18 protein-coding genes are annotated in these 18497 nt (G+C 59.3%); 8 read left to right on the plus strand and 10 right to left on the minus strand.

Annotated elements, in window-relative coordinates:
• Positions 1-26: 26 nt before the first annotated feature.
• Together AB4Y34_RS30315 and AB4Y34_RS30320 are read right to left on the minus strand one after the other, a co-directional pair.
• Complete coding sequence (locus AB4Y34_RS30315) at positions 27-1247, minus strand: Rieske 2Fe-2S domain-containing protein (RefSeq protein ID WP_176380449.1); 1221 nt, start codon at positions 1245-1247, stop codon at positions 27-29.
• Positions 1248-1263: 16 nt separating this feature from the next.
• Positions 1264-2052 carry a crotonase/enoyl-CoA hydratase family protein gene (locus tag AB4Y34_RS30320; RefSeq protein WP_368718096.1) on the minus strand — a complete coding sequence of 263 codons (789 nt, stop codon included), beginning with the start codon at positions 2050-2052 and terminating at the stop codon, positions 1264-1266.
• Positions 2053-2219: 167 nt separating this feature from the next.
• On the opposite strand from AB4Y34_RS30320, the gene AB4Y34_RS30325 reads away from it, so the two are divergent.
• The 4 genes from AB4Y34_RS30325 (at position 2220) to AB4Y34_RS30340 (ending at position 7936) form a co-directional block, all read left to right on the plus strand.
• Positions 2220-3389, plus strand: a complete 1170-nt coding sequence (locus AB4Y34_RS30325; protein WP_176380447.1) for a thiolase domain-containing protein — start codon at positions 2220-2222, stop codon at positions 3387-3389.
• 4 nt (positions 3390-3393) lie between these two features.
• Positions 3394-5067 carry a 3-hydroxyacyl-CoA dehydrogenase NAD-binding domain-containing protein gene (locus tag AB4Y34_RS30330; protein ID WP_368718097.1) on the plus strand — a complete coding sequence of 558 codons (1674 nt, stop codon included), beginning with the start codon at positions 3394-3396 and terminating at the stop codon, positions 5065-5067.
• 3 nt (positions 5068-5070) lie between these two features.
• A complete protein-coding gene (locus AB4Y34_RS30335; RefSeq protein WP_368718098.1) occupies positions 5071-6891 on the plus strand; it encodes an acyl-CoA dehydrogenase family protein in 1821 nt (606 codons plus the stop codon).
• A 70-nt stretch (positions 6892-6961) separates the two neighbouring features.
• Entirely contained in the window at positions 6962-7936 is a 975-nt protein-coding gene (locus AB4Y34_RS30340) for a 2Fe-2S iron-sulfur cluster-binding protein (RefSeq protein WP_368718099.1), read from the plus strand.
• Positions 7937-8072: 136 nt separating this feature from the next.
• On the opposite strand, the gene AB4Y34_RS30345 is transcribed toward AB4Y34_RS30340, so the two are convergent.
• Together AB4Y34_RS30345 and AB4Y34_RS30350 are read right to left on the minus strand one after the other, a co-directional pair.
• Entirely contained in the window at positions 8073-9332 is a 1260-nt protein-coding gene (locus AB4Y34_RS30345) for a Rieske 2Fe-2S domain-containing protein (protein ID WP_368718100.1), read from the minus strand.
• 43 nt (positions 9333-9375) lie between these two features.
• Positions 9376-9891, minus strand: a complete 516-nt coding sequence (locus AB4Y34_RS30350; RefSeq protein WP_176380443.1) for a flavin reductase family protein — start codon at positions 9889-9891, stop codon at positions 9376-9378.
• A gap of 44 nt (positions 9892-9935) precedes the next feature.
• On the opposite strand from AB4Y34_RS30350, the gene AB4Y34_RS30355 reads away from it, so the two are divergent.
• Positions 9936-10103, plus strand: coding sequence for a hypothetical protein (locus AB4Y34_RS30355; RefSeq protein WP_368718101.1), 168 nt, complete (start codon positions 9936-9938; stop codon positions 10101-10103).
• A 5-nt stretch (positions 10104-10108) separates the two neighbouring features.
• Here AB4Y34_RS30355 and AB4Y34_RS30360 read toward each other — a convergent pair whose 3' ends face one another.
• The 6 genes from AB4Y34_RS30360 to AB4Y34_RS30385 form a co-directional block, all read right to left on the minus strand.
• Entirely contained in the window at positions 10109-10420 is a 312-nt protein-coding gene (locus tag AB4Y34_RS30360; protein WP_368718102.1) for a hypothetical protein, read from the minus strand.
• A gap of 106 nt (positions 10421-10526) precedes the next feature.
• Positions 10527-11684, minus strand: a complete 1158-nt coding sequence (locus tag AB4Y34_RS30365) for a porin (protein ID WP_176380441.1) — start codon at positions 11682-11684, stop codon at positions 10527-10529.
• 595 nt (positions 11685-12279) lie between these two features.
• Positions 12280-12405: a hypothetical protein gene (locus AB4Y34_RS30370; protein ID WP_368718103.1), complete on the minus strand. Its 126-nt coding sequence runs from the start codon at positions 12403-12405 to the stop codon at positions 12280-12282.
• A complete protein-coding gene (locus AB4Y34_RS30375; RefSeq protein WP_368718104.1) occupies positions 12402-12611 on the minus strand; it encodes a hypothetical protein in 210 nt (69 codons plus the stop codon). Before AB4Y34_RS30375 ends, AB4Y34_RS30370 begins: the two co-directional genes overlap by 4 nt.
• An 8-nt stretch (positions 12612-12619) precedes the next feature.
• A complete protein-coding gene (locus AB4Y34_RS30380) occupies positions 12620-12817 on the minus strand; it encodes a hypothetical protein (protein WP_368718105.1) in 198 nt (65 codons plus the stop codon).
• Between the two features lie 27 nt (positions 12818-12844).
• Positions 12845-14692, minus strand: coding sequence for an AMP-binding protein (locus AB4Y34_RS30385; protein WP_176380580.1), 1848 nt, complete (start codon positions 14690-14692; stop codon positions 12845-12847).
• Between the two features lie 227 nt (positions 14693-14919).
• Here AB4Y34_RS30385 and AB4Y34_RS30390 point away from each other — a divergent pair, with 227 nt between their 5' ends.
• The 3 genes from AB4Y34_RS30390 to AB4Y34_RS30400 all read left to right on the plus strand — a co-directional run bounded on the left by AB4Y34_RS30390 (position 14920) and on the right by AB4Y34_RS30400 (position 17980).
• Positions 14920-15228, plus strand: coding sequence for a hypothetical protein (locus AB4Y34_RS30390; protein WP_176380439.1), 309 nt, complete (start codon positions 14920-14922; stop codon positions 15226-15228).
• Positions 15189-15305, plus strand: a complete 117-nt coding sequence (locus AB4Y34_RS30395) for a hypothetical protein (protein WP_368718131.1) — start codon at positions 15189-15191, stop codon at positions 15303-15305. Before AB4Y34_RS30390 ends, AB4Y34_RS30395 begins: the two co-directional genes overlap by 40 nt.
• 176 nt (positions 15306-15481) lie before the next feature.
• Positions 15482-17980, plus strand: a complete 2499-nt coding sequence (locus AB4Y34_RS30400) for a filamentous hemagglutinin N-terminal domain-containing protein (RefSeq protein ID WP_368718106.1) — start codon at positions 15482-15484, stop codon at positions 17978-17980.
• Positions 17981-18497: the final 517 nt, after the last annotated feature.

Here is an 18497-nt window from a genome sequence, read left to right on the forward strand (position 1 = left end):
GAGCTTCATGTACGTAAATTGCGAATCTATTTCAGCAGCGCACGCCACCCGGCTTCGTCTTCGAACGTACCCGACGCCGGGGCTGCGCTCTTGTAGTCGATCTCTGCGTGACGTGCGAGCTTCGGGGTATCGCCGTTCATGAACTCCTTGACGGAATTCATGAGGCAACGCCGAACCGCCAGGACAGCACCGTCACCGGCACCCAGATATTCCTTCGTCCGGTCCGAAATCGGTCCCATGCTCATGATGACCGCGAAATCCTCGGTTCCCAGCATCTGCGTGAAGCCCGTAAAGTGACCGTTCTTCATGGCCTCACGATCTTGACCCCAGTTGTCCTCAGCCGGCCCCGGAGGTAGCGGGGGCCACGAATCGGCGTCGTCGAATACGAGCGTCGGATTCAAGACCAGCTTACCGTCCGTGCGATACGTGAGCTGGTAGTACCAGATATTTTCGTCATCGATCGGCACGGAGAAAAACATCGAACCGCCCCTGATCCCCGAACTATTCCCAGAGATAACGCCATACCACGGCATGACGAAAGAGTTGACCCGCACATACGAACGGTTTTCTTTCAGCGCGCGGACCGCCGCGTAGCGAAAGCCAAACGGTTTCTGCACGATGTGATAAACCGGAGCCATATTCGCGGATGAAAGCTCAATATCACCGAACCCCTTGAGCCACTCCTGGTGCAGGACACCCAGGTGCGCGGAATCCATGGTCGTCTCGACGCCCTGTAGCCAGTTGGCATTCACTTTTTGACGGAAGACCACGAAGTTTTCGCGCGGGAGCCCGACACACGGCAATTCGGGGAACGCCGGGGCCAGGTCTCCCTGACCGAGCCATGCCCAGACCATGCCGCCTTCTTCGCGCACCGGGTAGTGCCTGAGCGGCACGTGCTTGCAATACTCGGCTTCGTTGTTGGGTTGAGTCGGCACCGCAACGGTCACGCCTTCGGCGTTGAATTTCCAACCGTGGAAAATGCAGCGCAAGCCATTTTCCTCATTGCGGCCAAGTGCCAGCGACGCGCCCCGATGCGGGCACGCCTCGTCAAAAAAACCGACCTTGCCGTCAGTGTCGCGAAACGCGACATAGTTTTCACCAAACAGGCGAATACGTACGGGCTTGCCGTCCGCTTCGAGTTTGTCGGATAGCGCCACCGGCATCCACCAATGCTGGCGCAACATTTTTCCCATCGGAGCGTCGCCGCATACGCGGGTCAACAAATCATTGTCCGCTTTAGAAGGCATGATGTCTCCTTGTGAATCAATCGTGGGTTTGATTGCGACGTTCGTTGAAGAAATCGGTGATGCGCTTGTCGGCACCGGTGTTGGCGGCTCGTGTCATCGTCGTCACCATCGTTTCGGCAAACAGGCCCTCGCCAAGCGGCATTTCCGAAATGCGGGTGATACCGTTGATAATCGCGTAATTCGTGGCCGCTGCATTGGCCACGATTCTGGACGCGAGCTCGCGCGCCTTGTCAAGGCCTGCGCCATCTTCCGTCACATAGTGCGCGACACCCATGCGCTCGGCCGCCAAAGCGTCGAACGTGCTACCCGTGAGCATCATTTCGGTGACGCGGGATGCGCCGATCAGACGAGGAATGCGAACCGATCCGCCACCACCGAGGAAAATGCCGCGTTGCCCTTCGGGCAACTGGAAGAATGTCGATTTTTCTGCGACGCGCACATGCGTGGCAGCCGCGAGTTCGAAGCCTCCGCCGATCACGCCGCCCTTGAGCACACTGATAACCGGAATCTCACCAAACTGCATCAGGTCGAACGTTCGATACCATCGACGCGAACGGCGCTGGCTCACAATCACGTCGGAACTCCGATTCGCCATCAGTTCGAAGAGGTCGAGGCCGGCACAGAAATGCTCACCTTCGCCGTGAAGGATCACAGCGCGCGCGCCTTCGAGACCGGATACGAAGATCACATTCAGTTCATCGAGCAATGCATCGTTGATCGCGTTGCGCTTCGTCGCGCGGTTGAGCTTCACGAGCGCGACATCGCCTTCGCGTTCGACCTGTATCAGGGTTTCAGTGTTTGACATAGAGTGAGACCGCGTTAGTCGTGGATGGATCAATCATAAGCCTATATTACCTATAGATAGCCGTGAATTCGGTAGAAACCCTCGCTATCATGGAGTCCGGCTTTGATGGAGAATCGTACTATATAAAGTAACCTTACTAATAATGATCGGATTCAAGGAGCCTCCCCATGGGTAGCAAAGGTGGTGCGTACATTGCTGGGATCTATGAGCATCCCGTGCGTCGTGCTGATGGGATCTCGACGGCACAGCTTCATGCGCAGGTTGCGCTCGGCGCACTGAAGGATGCGGGCCTGACTCTCGATGATGTCGATGGTTATTTCTGTGGTGCGGACGCTCCGGGTCTTGGAGGTCTCACCATGGCTGAATACATTGGCCTGCGTAATCTGCGGCACATCGATACCACCGAGAGCGGGGGTTCGGCCTATCTTTTGCACGTGGCGCACGCGGTTGAAGCGATCCGCGCCGGTCACTGCAATGTGGCCCTTGTGACAATGGCAGATCGCCCGCTCTCGTCGGGCACGGGTACCGCGCTTGCGGGTGTCGATCGCTCGACGATGCCAAATCTGGCTTTCCAGTCTGCGGTGCCCCCTCCCCCGATGTACGGCTATGCGATGGTTGCGCGTCGCCATATGCACGAATTCGGTACCACGAGCAAGCAACTGGCGTGGGTCAGGGTCGCGGCTTCCCATCACGCGCAGCACAATCCAAACGCGGTGCACCGTGAAGTTGTGACCGTGGATGATGTACTCAGCTCACCGATGGTTGCCGATCCGCTGCACCGCCTCGATTGTTGCGTTGTCACCGACGGGGGCGGCGCGCTCGTGATCGTGAATCCGGCAATTGCGGCCCAACTGAAGCGTCCGAAAGTTGCGGTTGTTGGAACTGGCGCCGCCGTCAAGCATCCTGACGCAGGGAGAATCGATCTACTGACTTCGGCGGGCGCTCGATCAGGGGCCAACGCATTTGCCGAGGCCGGGATCACACCCCGGGATATCGGATATGCATCGCTCTACGACAGCTTCACGATCACGGTGCTGATCCAGCTCGAAGACCTCGGTTTCTGCGCCAAGGGAGACGGTGGCAAGTTCGTAATGGACGGCAATCTCATTTCGGGCGTCGGCAAGCTCCCGTTCAATACCGATGGCGGGGGCCTGTGCAACAACCATCCGGGCAATAAAGGTGGCATGACCAAGATTCTCGAGGCGGTGCGCCAGTCTCGGGGTCAAGCGCATCCAGCGGTCCAGGTCAAAAACCGCGATTTCGTACTCGCACATGGCACGGGCGGCAATCTGGCGAGCGCACACGCCGCGGGCACCCTCATTCTGAAAGCGGAGTAATCATATGGCGCAAAAACGGAATCTGCCTCCGGCACCTGTTCTGTTTCCGGGCGACGAGCCCTTTTGGGAGGCAATGCGTTCGGGTCAGCTGCTGGCGAAACACTGTCAAGACTGCGATACGTTGCATTATTATCCGCGTTCGCACTGCCCTTTCTGCGGCAGTGAAAAAACCGAATGGCACTCATTGTCTGGGCGCGGCACCATCTATTCCTATTCAATCGTTGAACGCAGCCCCAAGCCTTTTGCGCCGGCAATCATCGAACTGGAAGAAGGATTGCTCATCAATTCGGTGGTCACCGACGCGGATGTTCGAAGCCTCAATATTGGTGATGAGGTCATTCTGCATTCGATGCCGACTCAGGATGGACCACCCGCCCCGGCTTTCACGACCGTACGTGCGAACGCCGCACGCGAATATACGAAAGCCGCGTATACCGCGCTCGAGTGTCGGATTTCGGATCAGCCGCGGCTGTTCGAGCGGGGCGCGGTCATCGGTAGTGGCAATATGGGGATCGGCATCGCGACTGCCCTTCTCAATGCCGGACTATCGGTCCGACTGATTGATCAGTCGGACGACTCGCTTGAGAACGCGGTCACCCGTATCACGGAATCACTGAACCGTGACGTGGAGCGGGGAAGGCTGACCGAAAACGAGCGCGATGCGCGACTCTCGGTGTTGACGGCGGATCGAGATCTATCGGCAATTGCGAGCGCTGATGTCGTCATCGAAGCCGTGTTCGAAGACATGGAGGTCAAGCAGAAACTATTTGCCGAAATCGATCGATATGCATCGCCTTCGGCGCTTCTGGCGACCAATACCTCGACCCTCGACATCGACCAGATTGCCGCGGCGACGACGCGTCCGCAATCGGTAATTGGCCTGCATTTCTTCAATCCGGCCAACGTGATGAAGCTCGTCGAGGTCGTTCACACAGACACGACATCGGCGGAAACGCTCGATGCCGCGCTCCAGTTTTCGGCTCAAATCAAAAAGACGGCTGTCCCGGTCGGCGTATGTGACGGCTTTGTTGGCAACCGTCTGATGATCGCGCGCGAACGTCAGGCATCGCGTCTGCTGCTCGAGGGTGCGCTCCCCGAACAGGTAGATCGTGTGCTGCGCGAGGTCGGCCTTCCGATGGGTACGTTTGAACTCCAGGACATGACGGGCGGCATTGAACTCATGTACCGTTCGCGCCAGCGTCGCGGTCAGAAAGACTGGCTACTGGATGAACTGTATAACCGGGGGCGCACGGGCTTGCGCGCCGGCCGTGGTTTCTATCGCTACGAACCGGGCAAGAAGCGGCCGCTAATCGATCCGGAGGTCACAACTTTGATCGAGGAAGCATCGTGCGTCGAAGGCATCGAACGCCGCGCGATTTCCGATCAGGAAGTGCACGATCGCCTGATTCTCCCAATGATCAATGAGGGCGCGAAACTTCTCGAAGAGGGCATCGTTGATCGCGCGTCCGACATCGATCTGATCTGGCAACTGGGTTACGGTTGGCCCGACTGGAAGGGCGGACCGATGTACTACGCGGACCAGATCGGCCTGCCCGAACTGGTGCGCCGACTCACCGCACTCGAAAAGCACGGTGACGTATTCAAACCGGCTGATCTGTTGGTTGAACTCGCGGGAGCCGATGCGGCTCGCATTTCCGATATTAAAATTTCTGATTAAACGATGGCGAACTATCGAGCCCCGGCCCAGGACTGGCTTTTTATTCTTCATGATTTCCTAAAGATCGAAGACCGGACCGATCTTCCTGGTTTTACGGATCTCACACCCGATTTCACGTCCGCCGTTTTCGAGGCAGCCGCCACTTTTCACGAAGAAGTGCTGCACCCGCTTGATCAGAAGGCGGATGAGGCAGGCGCGCATTTTCACGACGGCCAGGTTTCGACTCCGGCCGGATTCAAGGCCGCATGGGATGCGTACCGCGAAGCGGGTTGGCATTCATTGAGCCTGGCATCCGAACTCGGTGGAGGTGGCTTGCCGCCCGTTATGTCGGTGCCGATTTCGGAAATGCGTGCCGCAACCGGTCATTCATTTTCGATGTACGGCAGTTTCTGCTCACCTGCGGCGTATATGCTGGGCACACTTGCTCCGGACTGGGTCAAGGCGCACGTGGTGCCCAAACTCGCGAGCGGCGAATGGACGGCGACCATGAGCATGACGGAGCCACAAGCCGGTACGGATCTGCGTCAGATCACGACCCGCGCTGTGCCTCAGGAAGATGGAACGTGGCGCATTACTGGCAACAAGATTTTCATCTCTGGCGGCGATCATGATCTGACGGACAACATTGTCCACATTGTGCTCGCGAAAGCCGTGGACGAAGAGGGGCGTATTCCTCAGGGCCTAAGCGCGGTGAACGTGTTTCTCGTATCGAAGCAGAATATCGATCCGCAGACGGGCGTACTAGGTGATCGCAATGGGGTGCACGTGCGTTCAATCGAGCACAAGATGGGTATCGAAGCGAGTGCCACCTGTGCGCTGGATTTCGAAAACGCCGTTGGCTACCGCATTGAGAGCACCGAAGGTCAGGGAACGACGGCCAACATGGCGCCAATGTTCCACCTGATGAATTACGCTCGTGTCGGTACCGCCGTATCGGGTATCGGCCATGCGGAGATCGCGCGCCAGAATGCGGCGGAATATGCTCGCGAACGTCGTTCAGGACGCGCGGCCAGCAGCTCTCGTGACACGAAAACGGTTGCCGATCCGCTTATCGCGCATCCGGATGTTCGACGCTTACTGCTCGAATCATCGGCATTTGCCGAGGGCGCACGTGCGGGTGCAATGAAGGCCGCCGTCCTGCAATCCGAAGCCCGATATTTGAGCGACAGGGCAGCACGTCAGAAAGCGGCTGATATTCTTGATCTGCTCACTCCGGTGATGAAAGCGTTTTTCACCGACCGGGGTTTCGAGACCACTGTCGCATGCCAGCAGGTTTTCGGCGGTCACGGTTACGTCAAAGACTATGGAATCGAGCGATTGGTCCGTAATTCGCGAATCACGCAGATTTACGAAGGCGCGAATGGTATCCACGCGTCCGATCTGGCGAGCCGAAAAATCATGGCCCACGACAGACGTATGTGGAACCATTTTGCGACCGCGATTTCCGAATTTATTGCCCGGCATTCCCAAGATAAAAGGCTCGATGATTATGTGCAGCCACTCGAGTACGCGTTGCAACGCCTGGAAATATCGTTGGAACGCCTGACACACATGAGCGCCCGTAATATGGGGGCGCTCGAGGCAGGGGCATATGATCTGATGACCGCTGTCGGGGTGCTTTATCTCGGATGGATGTGGGCGGAAATTGCGGCCATCGTAACAGACGGTCGAACGGCGCGCTTCGTTGACGAACAGACGCGGATTCGCAAACTCGCACTGGCCGAAGTTTGGATGCAGCGTCAAATGCCGCTCATCGATAGTCTGTGTCGGCGAATCGAGAGCGGAAATGCTGGGCTGCTAAACCTTCCAGACAATCTGATTTAAGTAGCGGACGGTGCAACGCCGCCTCCCCTGCCCCAGATCTTCTGAAAACTATCGCTTTTACAGGTGTAACTTGATTGACGATTCTTTTATCGACGTGCGAATCAAGTCCATGACTTGGGAGTCGAAAAATACTATCAGTCTGGTGCTCGAGCGCGTGGATGGCTCCGATTTGCCGAAAGCCGAGGCCGGGTCACACATTGATATCAGGCTGGGCTCACGGCTGTCCCGCTGTTATTCCATTGTCAGCGCACAAGGAGCGCCCCGGGTCTACGAAATCGCGATCGCAAGGGACGCGAACAGCAGGGGCGCGTCGCAATATGTCCATGATGCGATGCGTGTCGGCGACGTAACGAAGATCAGCACGCCTCGCAATCTGTTTCCGGTCGATCCGGGTGCCCGTGTCAGCATTCTCTTCGCTGGCGGCATCGGCATCACCCCGATCTGGTCGATGGTTCGCCAGCTAGAGGCGCTGGGCCGCGAATGGCATCTCCATTACTCGGCGCGCGACCGGCAACACGCGGCCTACCTCAACGAGATCGAGCGGTTTGTGCAGGGCTCAACTGTGGGACGGCTCTACACCTATTTCGATGAGATCCCCGGCGGCACGCGCGTGAACATGGCGACGGTGATCGCCGAATCACCGGCTGACGCCCACGTCTACTGCTGCGGTCCCACCGGTATGCTCGACGCATTCGAGGCCGCGGCGTCATCAAAGCCTGGATCGCAAGTTCATCTTGAACGGTTCTCGGCTGCGGAGCCTCCATCCACTGGCGGGGTTTCCGAATTCGATGTCGTGCTCGCGAAATCGGGGGCAACTTATCGCATACCTGAGGATCGGTCTATTCTCGACGTGCTGCTCGACCATAACGTGGACGTTCAATACGGCTGCATGCAAGGTACTTGCGGAATGTGTGAGGTCAAGGTCATTGACGGCACACCGAGCCACGCGGACAAACTCCTGTCGGCCGAAGAGAAGGCCGAGCGTCAATGTATGCTCGTCTGTTGCTCGCGCAGTGCGAGCCCGACGCTCACACTCGATCTGTGATCATCACGGAGCCTGAGCAATGTTGTGCCTGCCGAAGTAAAGCGCAGCAAGTGACTCGGGCAAGCGCTCTGATCTTATGCACTTGGGGCGTATCAGCCGGAAGGGCTCACGGCCCCAATCTCCCCTTTAATGTGTTTTACTCGACTCCGATCGCGTCCTTCAACTGGCGCAATACCTCAGGCGGCTGACCGATCGAGAAAACAAAATTCGTGAGGTGGCGTTTAAAATTCTCATTCTGCATCCACTGCTCGCGAGGTACGGCCTTAAGTTGTTCATCGGGGAACGCGACAGGCAGGCTCACATTTTTGGCTTGTTCCGGATCGCGGATTAGTCCCTTCGGATCGCGACCTTCCGCAATCGCCTGAAGGTCGGCCTCGAACCGGCGACGCAGCATTACCACGCCCTTGTCGCTTGAACCCAAAACCTCTTTCGTGCGATCGGCAATCGTACCTTGCCCGACCCAAGCCATGAAATCCTGGTTCAGAATATGCGAATCATGGTATTTGCCATTCGCATCCATGACAGGCGATTCCCACGTCGGGATCTGGTCCTGTACATAGGGCCGTGCTTCAGCGGGAACCGGAAGATAAAACCAGGAAATACTCAGGGTATGCCCGTCATCGACCGGCACGCGCCATTCGAAGTGCTCACCGAGGAAGAACCCATTTGGGTACAGACAGACGCGGCCCGTGGTCCATAGCGGATGCTCAGCGTTGGTGTCCGTGCGCTGCCGCTTATACTGATAACCGAATTCGAACTCTGTGAAATCGAGTGCTGTGTGCCTCGGAACGTATTTCTCTTTCGTGCCCCCCATGCGACGCACCGAATAATTCGAGTGCTGCCATTCGAAATGAATAGGGTCGATCGAATTCTCCTGGCACTGGAGCCAGTTGCAATTGATGACCGAGGTCACGATCTGGCAAAACCCGTTTTGCCAATTGAAGGGCTCCCAGACAGGCAGTTCGGGCATCGTCTCAATCGGACCCATATAGGTCCAAAGCATGCCGCCTGCAACCCTGACCAGGTAGCTCGTGATCTTGAGACCGGCTCTGGTCGTCGCGTCGGGAACCGCTGTATCTTCGTAGGGACGCTCGGAGCACTTGCCATCCGCCTCGAATTTCCAGCCGTGATAGGCACACCGGATGCCTTTGTCCTCAACGTAGCCAAATTGGAGACTCGCACGACGATGCACACAATGACGATCGAGAAGGCCGTAATTGCCGCTCAAATCCCGGTACAGAACCAGATCTTCACCAAAGAGACGCATTGGCTTGATCAACCTGGTATCGAATTCCGAAACCCCGGCAATCGGATGCCAATAGCGACGCAGGAACTCACCCATCGGTGTGCCTTTCGACGTCGCGATCAGTAGATCGTTCTTCTCTTTGCTCAGCAATTGCGTCTCCTGCTGGGGTATGTGGGCCTGATCTTGAGGTGTATCAGTTGGCGCCCGCGATCGCAGCGTATTTGCCCGCGTGGAAAACTAGTGGCGGTGCCGGACCCTGGTCTTGAACAAGCGCCGTGACCTCGCCCACGAACAGTGTGTGATCGCCACACTCATAGGCGTGACGGAGAACGGTCGCAACCTGAACGTTTGCGCCTTCCACGATTGGCGTATGTTCAAGTTGTACGAAATTGGGCACCAGGACAGGATGGGTTTTGCCCGCGAAATGGTTTGAGCACCATTCCTGATCCTGAGCCAGGATGCTGATGCCAAAGCTCTGCGCTTTGGTTATCCGTTCGTGCATTTTTGCTGATTTCGCGATCGAAACCAGAACAAGCGGAGGTTCGAGCGAGCCGGACATAAACGAGTTGGCCGTCATTGCGTGGACTTCGCCCTCCGTGTTAGCAGTGACAACGACAACACCAGTCGCAAACTGACCCATGGCATTGCGAAATTCACGGCTCGTAAACGGCAACGTGACTCCGGACTCTGGTGCAACAGTCAAACTCATGGTTAATCCAATCTATGTAAACGACACAAATGGAGAGCCAATTAATGGTCGATCAAGTAGTTGATTGGAAGGTTGCCTTAGTTTTTAATGGTCAGGAATTCGGGTATGTACCGACCGGAGAGCGCATGGATCCGATAAGACTACGTGTTGAAGTGCAAAAGCGCCGCGGATGCAAAAAGGCGAACGGGTCCGCCTTTTTGCGCAAGCAGTGAACCACTTAGTGGCTCGCTCCGGCAGGCACTTTAGCCGGGGGGTTCTGAGTCTTGTCCGGATAGTCCGTATACGAATCGCTCTGACCGCCCTGTGCCCCGACTCTCTTCAGTTCAGCATTCTTCGCTGCCCGCTGTTCCTTGCGCGCTGCTTTGCGTTGTGCCTTGATCTCGGCTTTCGTCATCGAGGCGGCCGAAGCCGATGAGGACGTTGCGGCCGGCGCGCTGGCAGGCTTGGCCTGAGTCTGGGCCGCGAAGCTGATGCTCAAGGCGGTAATCGACGCGGACAATACCAGCTTGCGATAGAGTGAAAAGGTCATGTTTTCTCCTTCTGGTGCGGGTTCAAGTGCCGGAGTCCCAGGAGGCCCGGCACGTAACATAGCTACGCGTATGGGATTAAGCGCGCCGGCCCAAAGGCTGCGGTGCTTAGAACATCTGCCTGATGCCGATCTGCACTGCGGCCTGGTTGCTGCCGCTCGAAAACCCGGCAGCCGCCCCCGTCGGCCCGATACCGGTGCCGGCCACGGGACCGAAGACCGGTGCGCCGGTCACGAGGAAGTTGCCGGCCGGCTGGTTGCCGGCGAAGGCGTGCTGGAACGTGCCGAACGCGTAGATACTGGTCCGCTTCGACAGCAGGTAGTCAATCCCTGCGCTGGCAATGCCGAATTTCTGCGTCGGCGTCAGGCCCTGGACGTTCACACCGCGCTGCATGAAGTACGAATAGCCGACGCCAGCATGCAGATCCGGTGCGAACTCATACTTTCCGCCAATTTCGAAATCCTGAGTAATCATCGACGAACCGAGCGGAAGCGTCAGGTTCGTATACGAATACACAGCGTTCAAGTACGCATTGTTGGCAACCTGGAGACGCGCGCCCGCGGCGACCGTATAAACTTTATCGCCGTGGAACACGATTTGGGCAATCGTTGCGTCCGTCGTCGGCGACGAGCTGCCATTGGTGCGCGTGTATGCCAGCGATCCAGAGAAAGGACCCATCAACCCCTGCGGCGCATAGGAGAGCCCGGTGCTCAACACATGGTTGGAATTGCCGTTGCTAAACCCGTACATGACGCCTGCCCGCAGGCCGCGATAGTTCGGCGTCTCGTAGTCGACGGCGTTCGCAACCGCTTCGCCAGCGGTGCGGTCGATGTCATAGGAGAGGTGGAACGAATAGGCAGGTGCAAATTGCACGCCATTCGTATAGAACGTCACGTCGCGGTACAGGTAGTCGAACATCTGCCCCATCTTGACCGTCCCCCATTGATTGCTGGTCAGGCCGACGTACGCGTCGCGGTTGAAAATCTTGCCGGCCGCAGTCATGTTGCCGTTCGTCAGGTTAAAACCGCTTTCGAGTTTGAAAAGCGCCGCCAGTCCACCGCCCAGATCTTCCCGGCCGGTTAAACCCCATACGTTTGGCCGGTCGATCCCGCTGTCGAGTTTCCAGACCGAGTGGCCGCCACTATTGCTAATGTAAGTGACGCCCGAATTCACAACCCCGTATAGCGTCACGCTGCTTTGTGCATATGCGTGTCCGACGCCCAGCAATGACAGCGCTGCTGCGCAGCTGATTTCCTTCAGTTTCATGCGATCTCCTCCGTGGTTATAAACGCCATAAACTTGTTGAATCCATACAATTCCATGCAACGCTTAGTAATACGCATTCACATGAGTCCAGTGGCCGATAAAATCATTCGGGAGCGTCATCAAAGAAGCTCGCGTGGCGCGCTTGCCTGGTGCCGCCTTAAACGACCACAGCTACCGGCGGTCATGTCAGGCGGATGGAAATCATCAGCTCTGGCTGACCTGCAGGCTGCATTGCCGTTCAGAATCCTTGAGCCGTGCGTATTTGCAACCCGCCATCCAGTAGTGAACCGCGTCCCAGAGCAGGATCGGAACGGCGCTCAGCAAGGCATACTTGATGCCCGTGGCACTCGCGGCCCGGGCGCATGGACACCAGCTGATGCGCCGTAGCAGTGATTGGCAGAGCCCGAGGCCGATACCGGTACCTGCAGGAGTGCGATAGACCGGGATGTATTGGTCGTAGACGCAAGATCGTCTTTAGCACGTCGCTGCCAATTGTCTCCAGGCAGATTCAGGATCGGACTGTGCGAATCGCCAATGCCAAGTGTGATGCGGGCCATATTAGATTCCCCACGTAGAGCGGACCGCACGGTCAGCTTTAGTAATTGTCGAGGACGACGATCCAGTTGTCCGGCACGGTATCGGTAATGCCGAGACGATCGAGCGCTTCGGGGACAGCGCACGTGTCGAGCCGCTGCAGGCGTTGTGTGAGATCGTTGTTCATAGCAGCGCGCGCCACTTAGCCTCGTCCTTGAACACGCCCGAAATCGGGCCGGTGGTGTGAAATCCGATCTCTTCATGGCGCGCACGCGTCGACACCGAGATGTCCATGAATTCGCGCACGCTCTTCAAAAGGCAGCGCTTCACCGCCAGAACCGAGCCGTCCCCGGTACCGAGGTATTTCTTCGTTCGATCCACGATCGGCCCCATGCTGAGTATTACGGCAAGCCTTGGCCACGGAGAATGACGGCACGCGCGCCCTTCAGTCCATCGGAGAACACGGACGTGAGTTCAGCCAGTAATGCGTCGTTGATGGCGTTGCGCTTGTCAGCACGATTCAGTTTGACGAGCGCGATCTGATCTTCGCGTCGAATCTCGATCAACGGCCCGGCTGTGGTGGACGTATCGGTGGTCACGATCTTTGTCGGAAAACTCTCGGAATACTATTCTTCGATCGTCACGACGTTAGCGCCGGGTTGGTCCGCGTATAGCGCCGCTATCGCGCTCGCGCGACGCGCGAGAACGGCCCGCTGATTGATATAGCCCTTGTCGGTTATCTCACCGCCATCGATCGATGGCGGTTCGTTCAACAGCATCACACGGCGTATGCGCGTGCTGCTACCGGTGTAACGTCCGTTGTGGCGCAGCAGTGATTCGCGCAACGCGTCGCGGAATGGCGCGTGGCAGGAAAGCGCCTGCGCGTCGCGCAGGCCGAAACGTTCGTGACATGCTTCCTCATTGGGCCATGCGAGAAGCGCCACATAAGGCAGATCGGCGCCCGCGACGACCACGTCGCGCAGCAGGGGGGCGGCGCTGCTGATTACCTCGACGCGCAGCGTACCGACGCGCACGAAGATGCCCGACTGCAGTTTGAATTCTTCTGCGACGCGACCGGCAAACGCGAGTCCTTCCTCCGGTTTTGTCCGATCCACGAAGGTCACGGCATCGCCCAGACGGTAGTAGCCTTCGTCGTCGAAGGCGAGACGCGTCAGCCCCGGCTGTTGCAGATAGCCAGTCATGACAGAAGCCGCACGCGCGCGGATTTCGTAGCGTTCTTCGTCGAGCGGCACCAGCTTCAGTTCGACGCCAGGCTGCGGAAGACCAACCAGACCGGCCTGCCCGGTGGGCCAATGTACCACCGTGGTGGCAGCGCACGTCTCGGTCGAGCCATAGCTGGCCACAAACGGAACGCGGTGCCCGAGGTGGCGAACGGCCAGCGTTTGCAGACGTTCATAGAGACTGTCGGGAAGCTTGGCGCCAGATGAGGTCAGGCGCCGCAGGCGCCGGAAGAACTGCTGACCGAACGTCTCGTCCGCCTCCAGCGCATCGGCAAGCATGGCGTAGCCTGCAGGCACGCTGTTGAAATTTGTCGGCGAAACCTCCTTGAGGTTGCGCAGCGTCTTCGCGAACTCGCCGGGCACAGGGCGTCCATCGTCGATGTACATCGTCCCGCCATCGTGCAGGACGCCGTTGAAGATCGCGGTGCCGCCTGCCACGTGGCTCCATGGCAGCCATTCAAGCAGCACGGATTCCGGAGCGGCGGGATTGTGGCGCACAGTCTGCGCGTGCATGGCCATCGACACGCACAGCATGCGCTGCGTGACCGGCACGGCCTTGGGCTCGCCAGTCGAGCCTGATGTGAAGAGGTACTTGGCCACCGTATCGTGCGTAATGGTGCCGATCGACGCCTGCACCTCCGAGCCCACTGGCGTGGCGAGGACCGCGTCCCACGCCGTGGCGTCGATGTCATCCGCCGGTTCATCGACGTAAATGACGCGCGCGTCACATAAATCGACGGCGTGCAGCGCCGCGCGGAACTGGCTCGCGCTTTGCACGAAGATCACTGCTGGGTTGATCAAGGCGACCATCGCCTTGAGCTTGGCGTAATCGGTGCTTAGCAGCGAATAGGCCGGGGTCACCGGTACATAGGGCATGCGCGCCTGCATGGCCGCGAGCTCGAAGACCGCATGTTCGAGGGTGTTGCCGCTCAGCACCATCACGCTGCGTCCGTCGAGACGTTGGGACAGCAACCACTGAGTCACGGCGTCGACCTGGAAAGAGGCCTCGCCGTACCTGAGCATGCGCCAGTCGCCAGTGCGTGGGCAGCGCTGTTTCAGCCATGGCTGCTCGGCGCGCTCGACCGCACGACGCCTCAGGACGCCCGGCAGATGCGCCTCGACCGGACCAAGTGGCACCTTGCTGCGCATATGGACCGCGCCGTCGGCTCGCTCGACGACCTCGATATTGCGCTCGAGGAAGGGGAGATTGATGAAAGGAAACTGGGCAATCATGTTCACGAAAGACTCTGAAAAGGAGCAACGGCACGATCGGACCACGTAATAAGGCAACCTTATATGCGTTTCAGCGCCGAATCTACATGGTAGAAACACTTAATGGGCTAGACGCCGACTATTTTTGAATTTCGCAGTGGCGCATGATATAAGGTCACCTTATACGTGCGACACGACGGCTCCTCACTGGCTCGAACTTGCACACGAACCACGGAGGAATCCTTACCATGAGTACCAAAAGCGCCGCATATATCGCGAGGATCCACGAACATCTCATTCGCCGGGCCGACGGGCTGTCGACAGCCCAGATGCATGCGGACGTCGCGCGCGGCGTACTGGAGGACGACCCGGTGACGCTGCGTTTCTGCCGACGCACGATGGGCCGCCCGTGCGGGCCTTCACCACGTCTTGCGCCGAGGCCGCGCGGGCCTATTCGCAAGCGGCGCGCTGAGATGGAGGCGCAGTCCTGGATGCCGTTGGTGTGCGGCGTCACGACGTGCGCGGCTTTGCGATGGGTGTTGCTTCCCACGCCATAAGTACCGCCAGGGCGTTTGGGATCACTCTTGACGCCTTGACGCAATTTGCCGTCGGATCTTGTCGACGCGCAACATGAGTCCCGCCGCGTAACAGATGTCGCAAAAGTCCTGCCAGGAAGGCGCAATGCGCTGAGAAATCGGCATGCACCGGCGACACCAACTGCTATTCTTCATATGCTGCGACTCACGCCTTTCCGGCCGGCACTGCGGGGTCGTCGGTAACCATTCCGCACGCACGCGGAAAGGGGGCTGTATGTCACATCCGGAACAACCTCGCCCCACGCGACGCACACCGAGTCGACGGCAGTCGAGCGGACCCCTCTGGCTCTCCATCGGTATTTCGCTGGCTGGACTGTCCCTCACACCAGTGGCGTTCGCGGCGGGTAGCCTGCCGCAAGGCGGCCGTTACGTCGCCGGCACCGGCACGATAGCGGGCGCAGGCAACAGCCTCGTGATCACGCAATCCGGTTCGACACGTGGTGTGATCGACTGGAACAGCTTCTCGATCGGCGGAAGCAATAGCGTGACGTTCAATAACGGCGGTGGTGCGACGCTGAACCGCGTGACGGGAGGCTCGCTCTCCGCGATCTTCGGCAAGCTCAGTGCCACGGGCAGCGTGTATCTGGTCAATCCGCAAGGTGTCGTCGTGGGTCCATCCGGCGTGGTGACGACGGGCGGACGCTTCGTCGCATCGACGCTGGACACGGACAACTGTGCGTTCATGAATGGCGGCGCGCTCACCCTGTCGGGCAACTCGGACGCGGTAGTCGTGAATCTCGGGAAAATCAGCTCCAGTGGCGGCGACGTGTTCCTGATCGCGCGGACCGTAATCAACGGCGGCACCGTCAACGCGCCTGACGGTACGGCGGAATTCGCGGCCGGGTCGAAGGTGCTGCTGCAGGACTCGTCGAGCGGCCAACAGGTATTCGTCCAGGCGGGCAGCGCGGGCAACGTGGTCGATTCGGGTACCACGCGCGCCGCGCAGATCAGCCTGCAAGCCGCGGACGGCAACGTTTATGCACTCGCGGGCGGCGGCGCGCGCATCCGTGCGACCGGCAGTGCCACTCGCGACGGGCATGTGTGGCTCGTGGCGGACGACGGCACGGTGTCGCAACGAGGCGCAATCGTAGCGAAGAACCCGGACGGCAGTGGAGGCACGGTCGATACCGAGGCAGCGCAACTGTCGTTCCAGCGCGGCGCCGCCGTGTACGCCGGTCGATGGAACATCGCAACGCCATCGCTTACCGTGGACGCTTCAGTGGCGCGTGCGCTCCAACGCAGCCTGAATGCGGGGAGCACGGTCGAACTCTTCACCACCGGCGCCAACGGTGCGGCCGGTGACCTGCTGATCGCATCCGATATCGACTGGCGCGGTGCGTCGGCGCTGACGCTCGCGGCTTACCACAACGTCGCGCTTTCTCCGGGCGCGACGATCCGCGACACAGGTTCTGGCAACCTTACGCTGCGCGCGGACGCGACGGGCATCGATAACGGCGGCAGCGTGACGAACGGCGGCACGATCGACTGGTCGAAGAGCACCGGGACGGTCAGCGCGCTATACGACATGAACGGCACCTACGCGCCGGGGACACTGCTCGCCAACACGACCTGGACGGCGCCGTCCGACAGCGGACTGATCACTCAGATTACCGGCTACCAGCTCGTCAATTCACTTGCGGATCTGGAAAACATTTCGCTCGATCTCGCCAGCAACTATGCGCTCGGCAAGGACATCGACATCAGCACGCCACGTTGCTGCGGCACAGGCGTTTATGTGCCGATCGGAACTGGCGCCGCGCCGTTCGCCGGACAGTTCGACGGCTTGGGCCACACGATCTCGAATCTGAATGCGTGGCAGAGTGTTCCCGCCACGGGCGATCCGGCGAATCCCGAGGCAGCCAGTGGTCTATTCGGTGTGGTCGGCACGACGGGCGTCGTTCGCAACGTCAGCGTGAGCGGCTTCGTGAGCATCAGCGGCTATGGCTCCTTCGGCATCCTGGCCGGCGTCAACGACGGCCAGATCGTGCGCGCCCAGACGAGTGGCAGCCTTTCCTTATCTGAACCTTTCGTTTCGATCGATGCGATGAGCGGCGGTCTCGTGGGCTCGAATTACGGCACGATCACACGCTCGTCCAGCGACGCGGCGATGGTGAGCGAGGGCGTGTTGGGCGGCCTCGTCGGATACAACTTCAGCACCGGCGTAATCCGGCAGTCGTATGAATCGCAAAGCCCGGACATCCCGCCGTCGTTTGGGCCGGGCACCGTGAATTCCGCGGCTCACGGTCTGGGCGCCGGCGGTCTGGTCGGCACAAACGACGGTCTGATCACGCAGTCATATGCGACCGGCTCCGTTACGTATGCGCCCGACTACTGCGGTGGTGGTGGCGGCTTCCCCTGCTTTGGGACGGGGAGCGCGGCGCTCGTTCAAAGCAACACCGGCACGATCGAGCAATCTTTGGCGACCGGCACAGTCACCCAAATGGTCCTGGCCGGTCGTGGCCCCCCGCCGTTCGGCCTGGCGCTAAGCAACACCGGCACGATCGCCAACGACGTCTACTGGGACACGCAGACAACCGGGGCCACAGTCGGCGTGGGCACGGGTACTCCGGTGCCGATCGCGAATGGACTCACCACCGCGCAGATGAGCGTGCCATCTAGTTTCGGCCCGACGTTCGACTTCGGCTCAACCGGCGTCTGGGCACTTCCGGCCGGCGCGACCCATCCGGTACTGCGTTGGCAACTCGGTCCTTGAGGGGAACGATCATCGCAGGGGACAAACACCCGAAGGGTATGGCTTCACGGAGTGACTCGAGGTACGCAGAGGTAGCCTTGGCTGAGGCGCTTAAGTCCAAGGGCTTATGCCACCGTTGTATCGCTTCCGAACTGGAGCCACGCGCAGGCCGGCGCGGCTCTCGGGTAGCGGGTTCTCGCTACTGCGCAGAACCGGTCGGCCAGCTACGGACGGTGGCCCGCATTTCCATGTGGACGCTCGAACGTCCTATCCACCTCAGATAACCGACCGTCGCGCATGAGCATGTTTGTGTGCGTCCCGCTGCGTTCACCGCTGCCGTCCTCTTTGCTGCAGTGAATGGAGGCACATTGGGTTCCCGCCCCCCGTCGTCCGCCCCTCCCTCTCGCCCAGGTCTTCCTTTGTATCCCAACGTATCTGCAAACAGACTGGATACGCGCGCTTACACACATCCAGCTCCCGGACACAAACGCGATACGTTCATCCGGTCAAATACGCCCGTCGCGAGCCGAACGCCGGG

This window comes from Paraburkholderia sp. BR10954, from assembly GCF_040965775.1.
GTDB lineage: Bacteria > Pseudomonadota > Gammaproteobacteria > Burkholderiales > Burkholderiaceae > Paraburkholderia > Paraburkholderia youngii.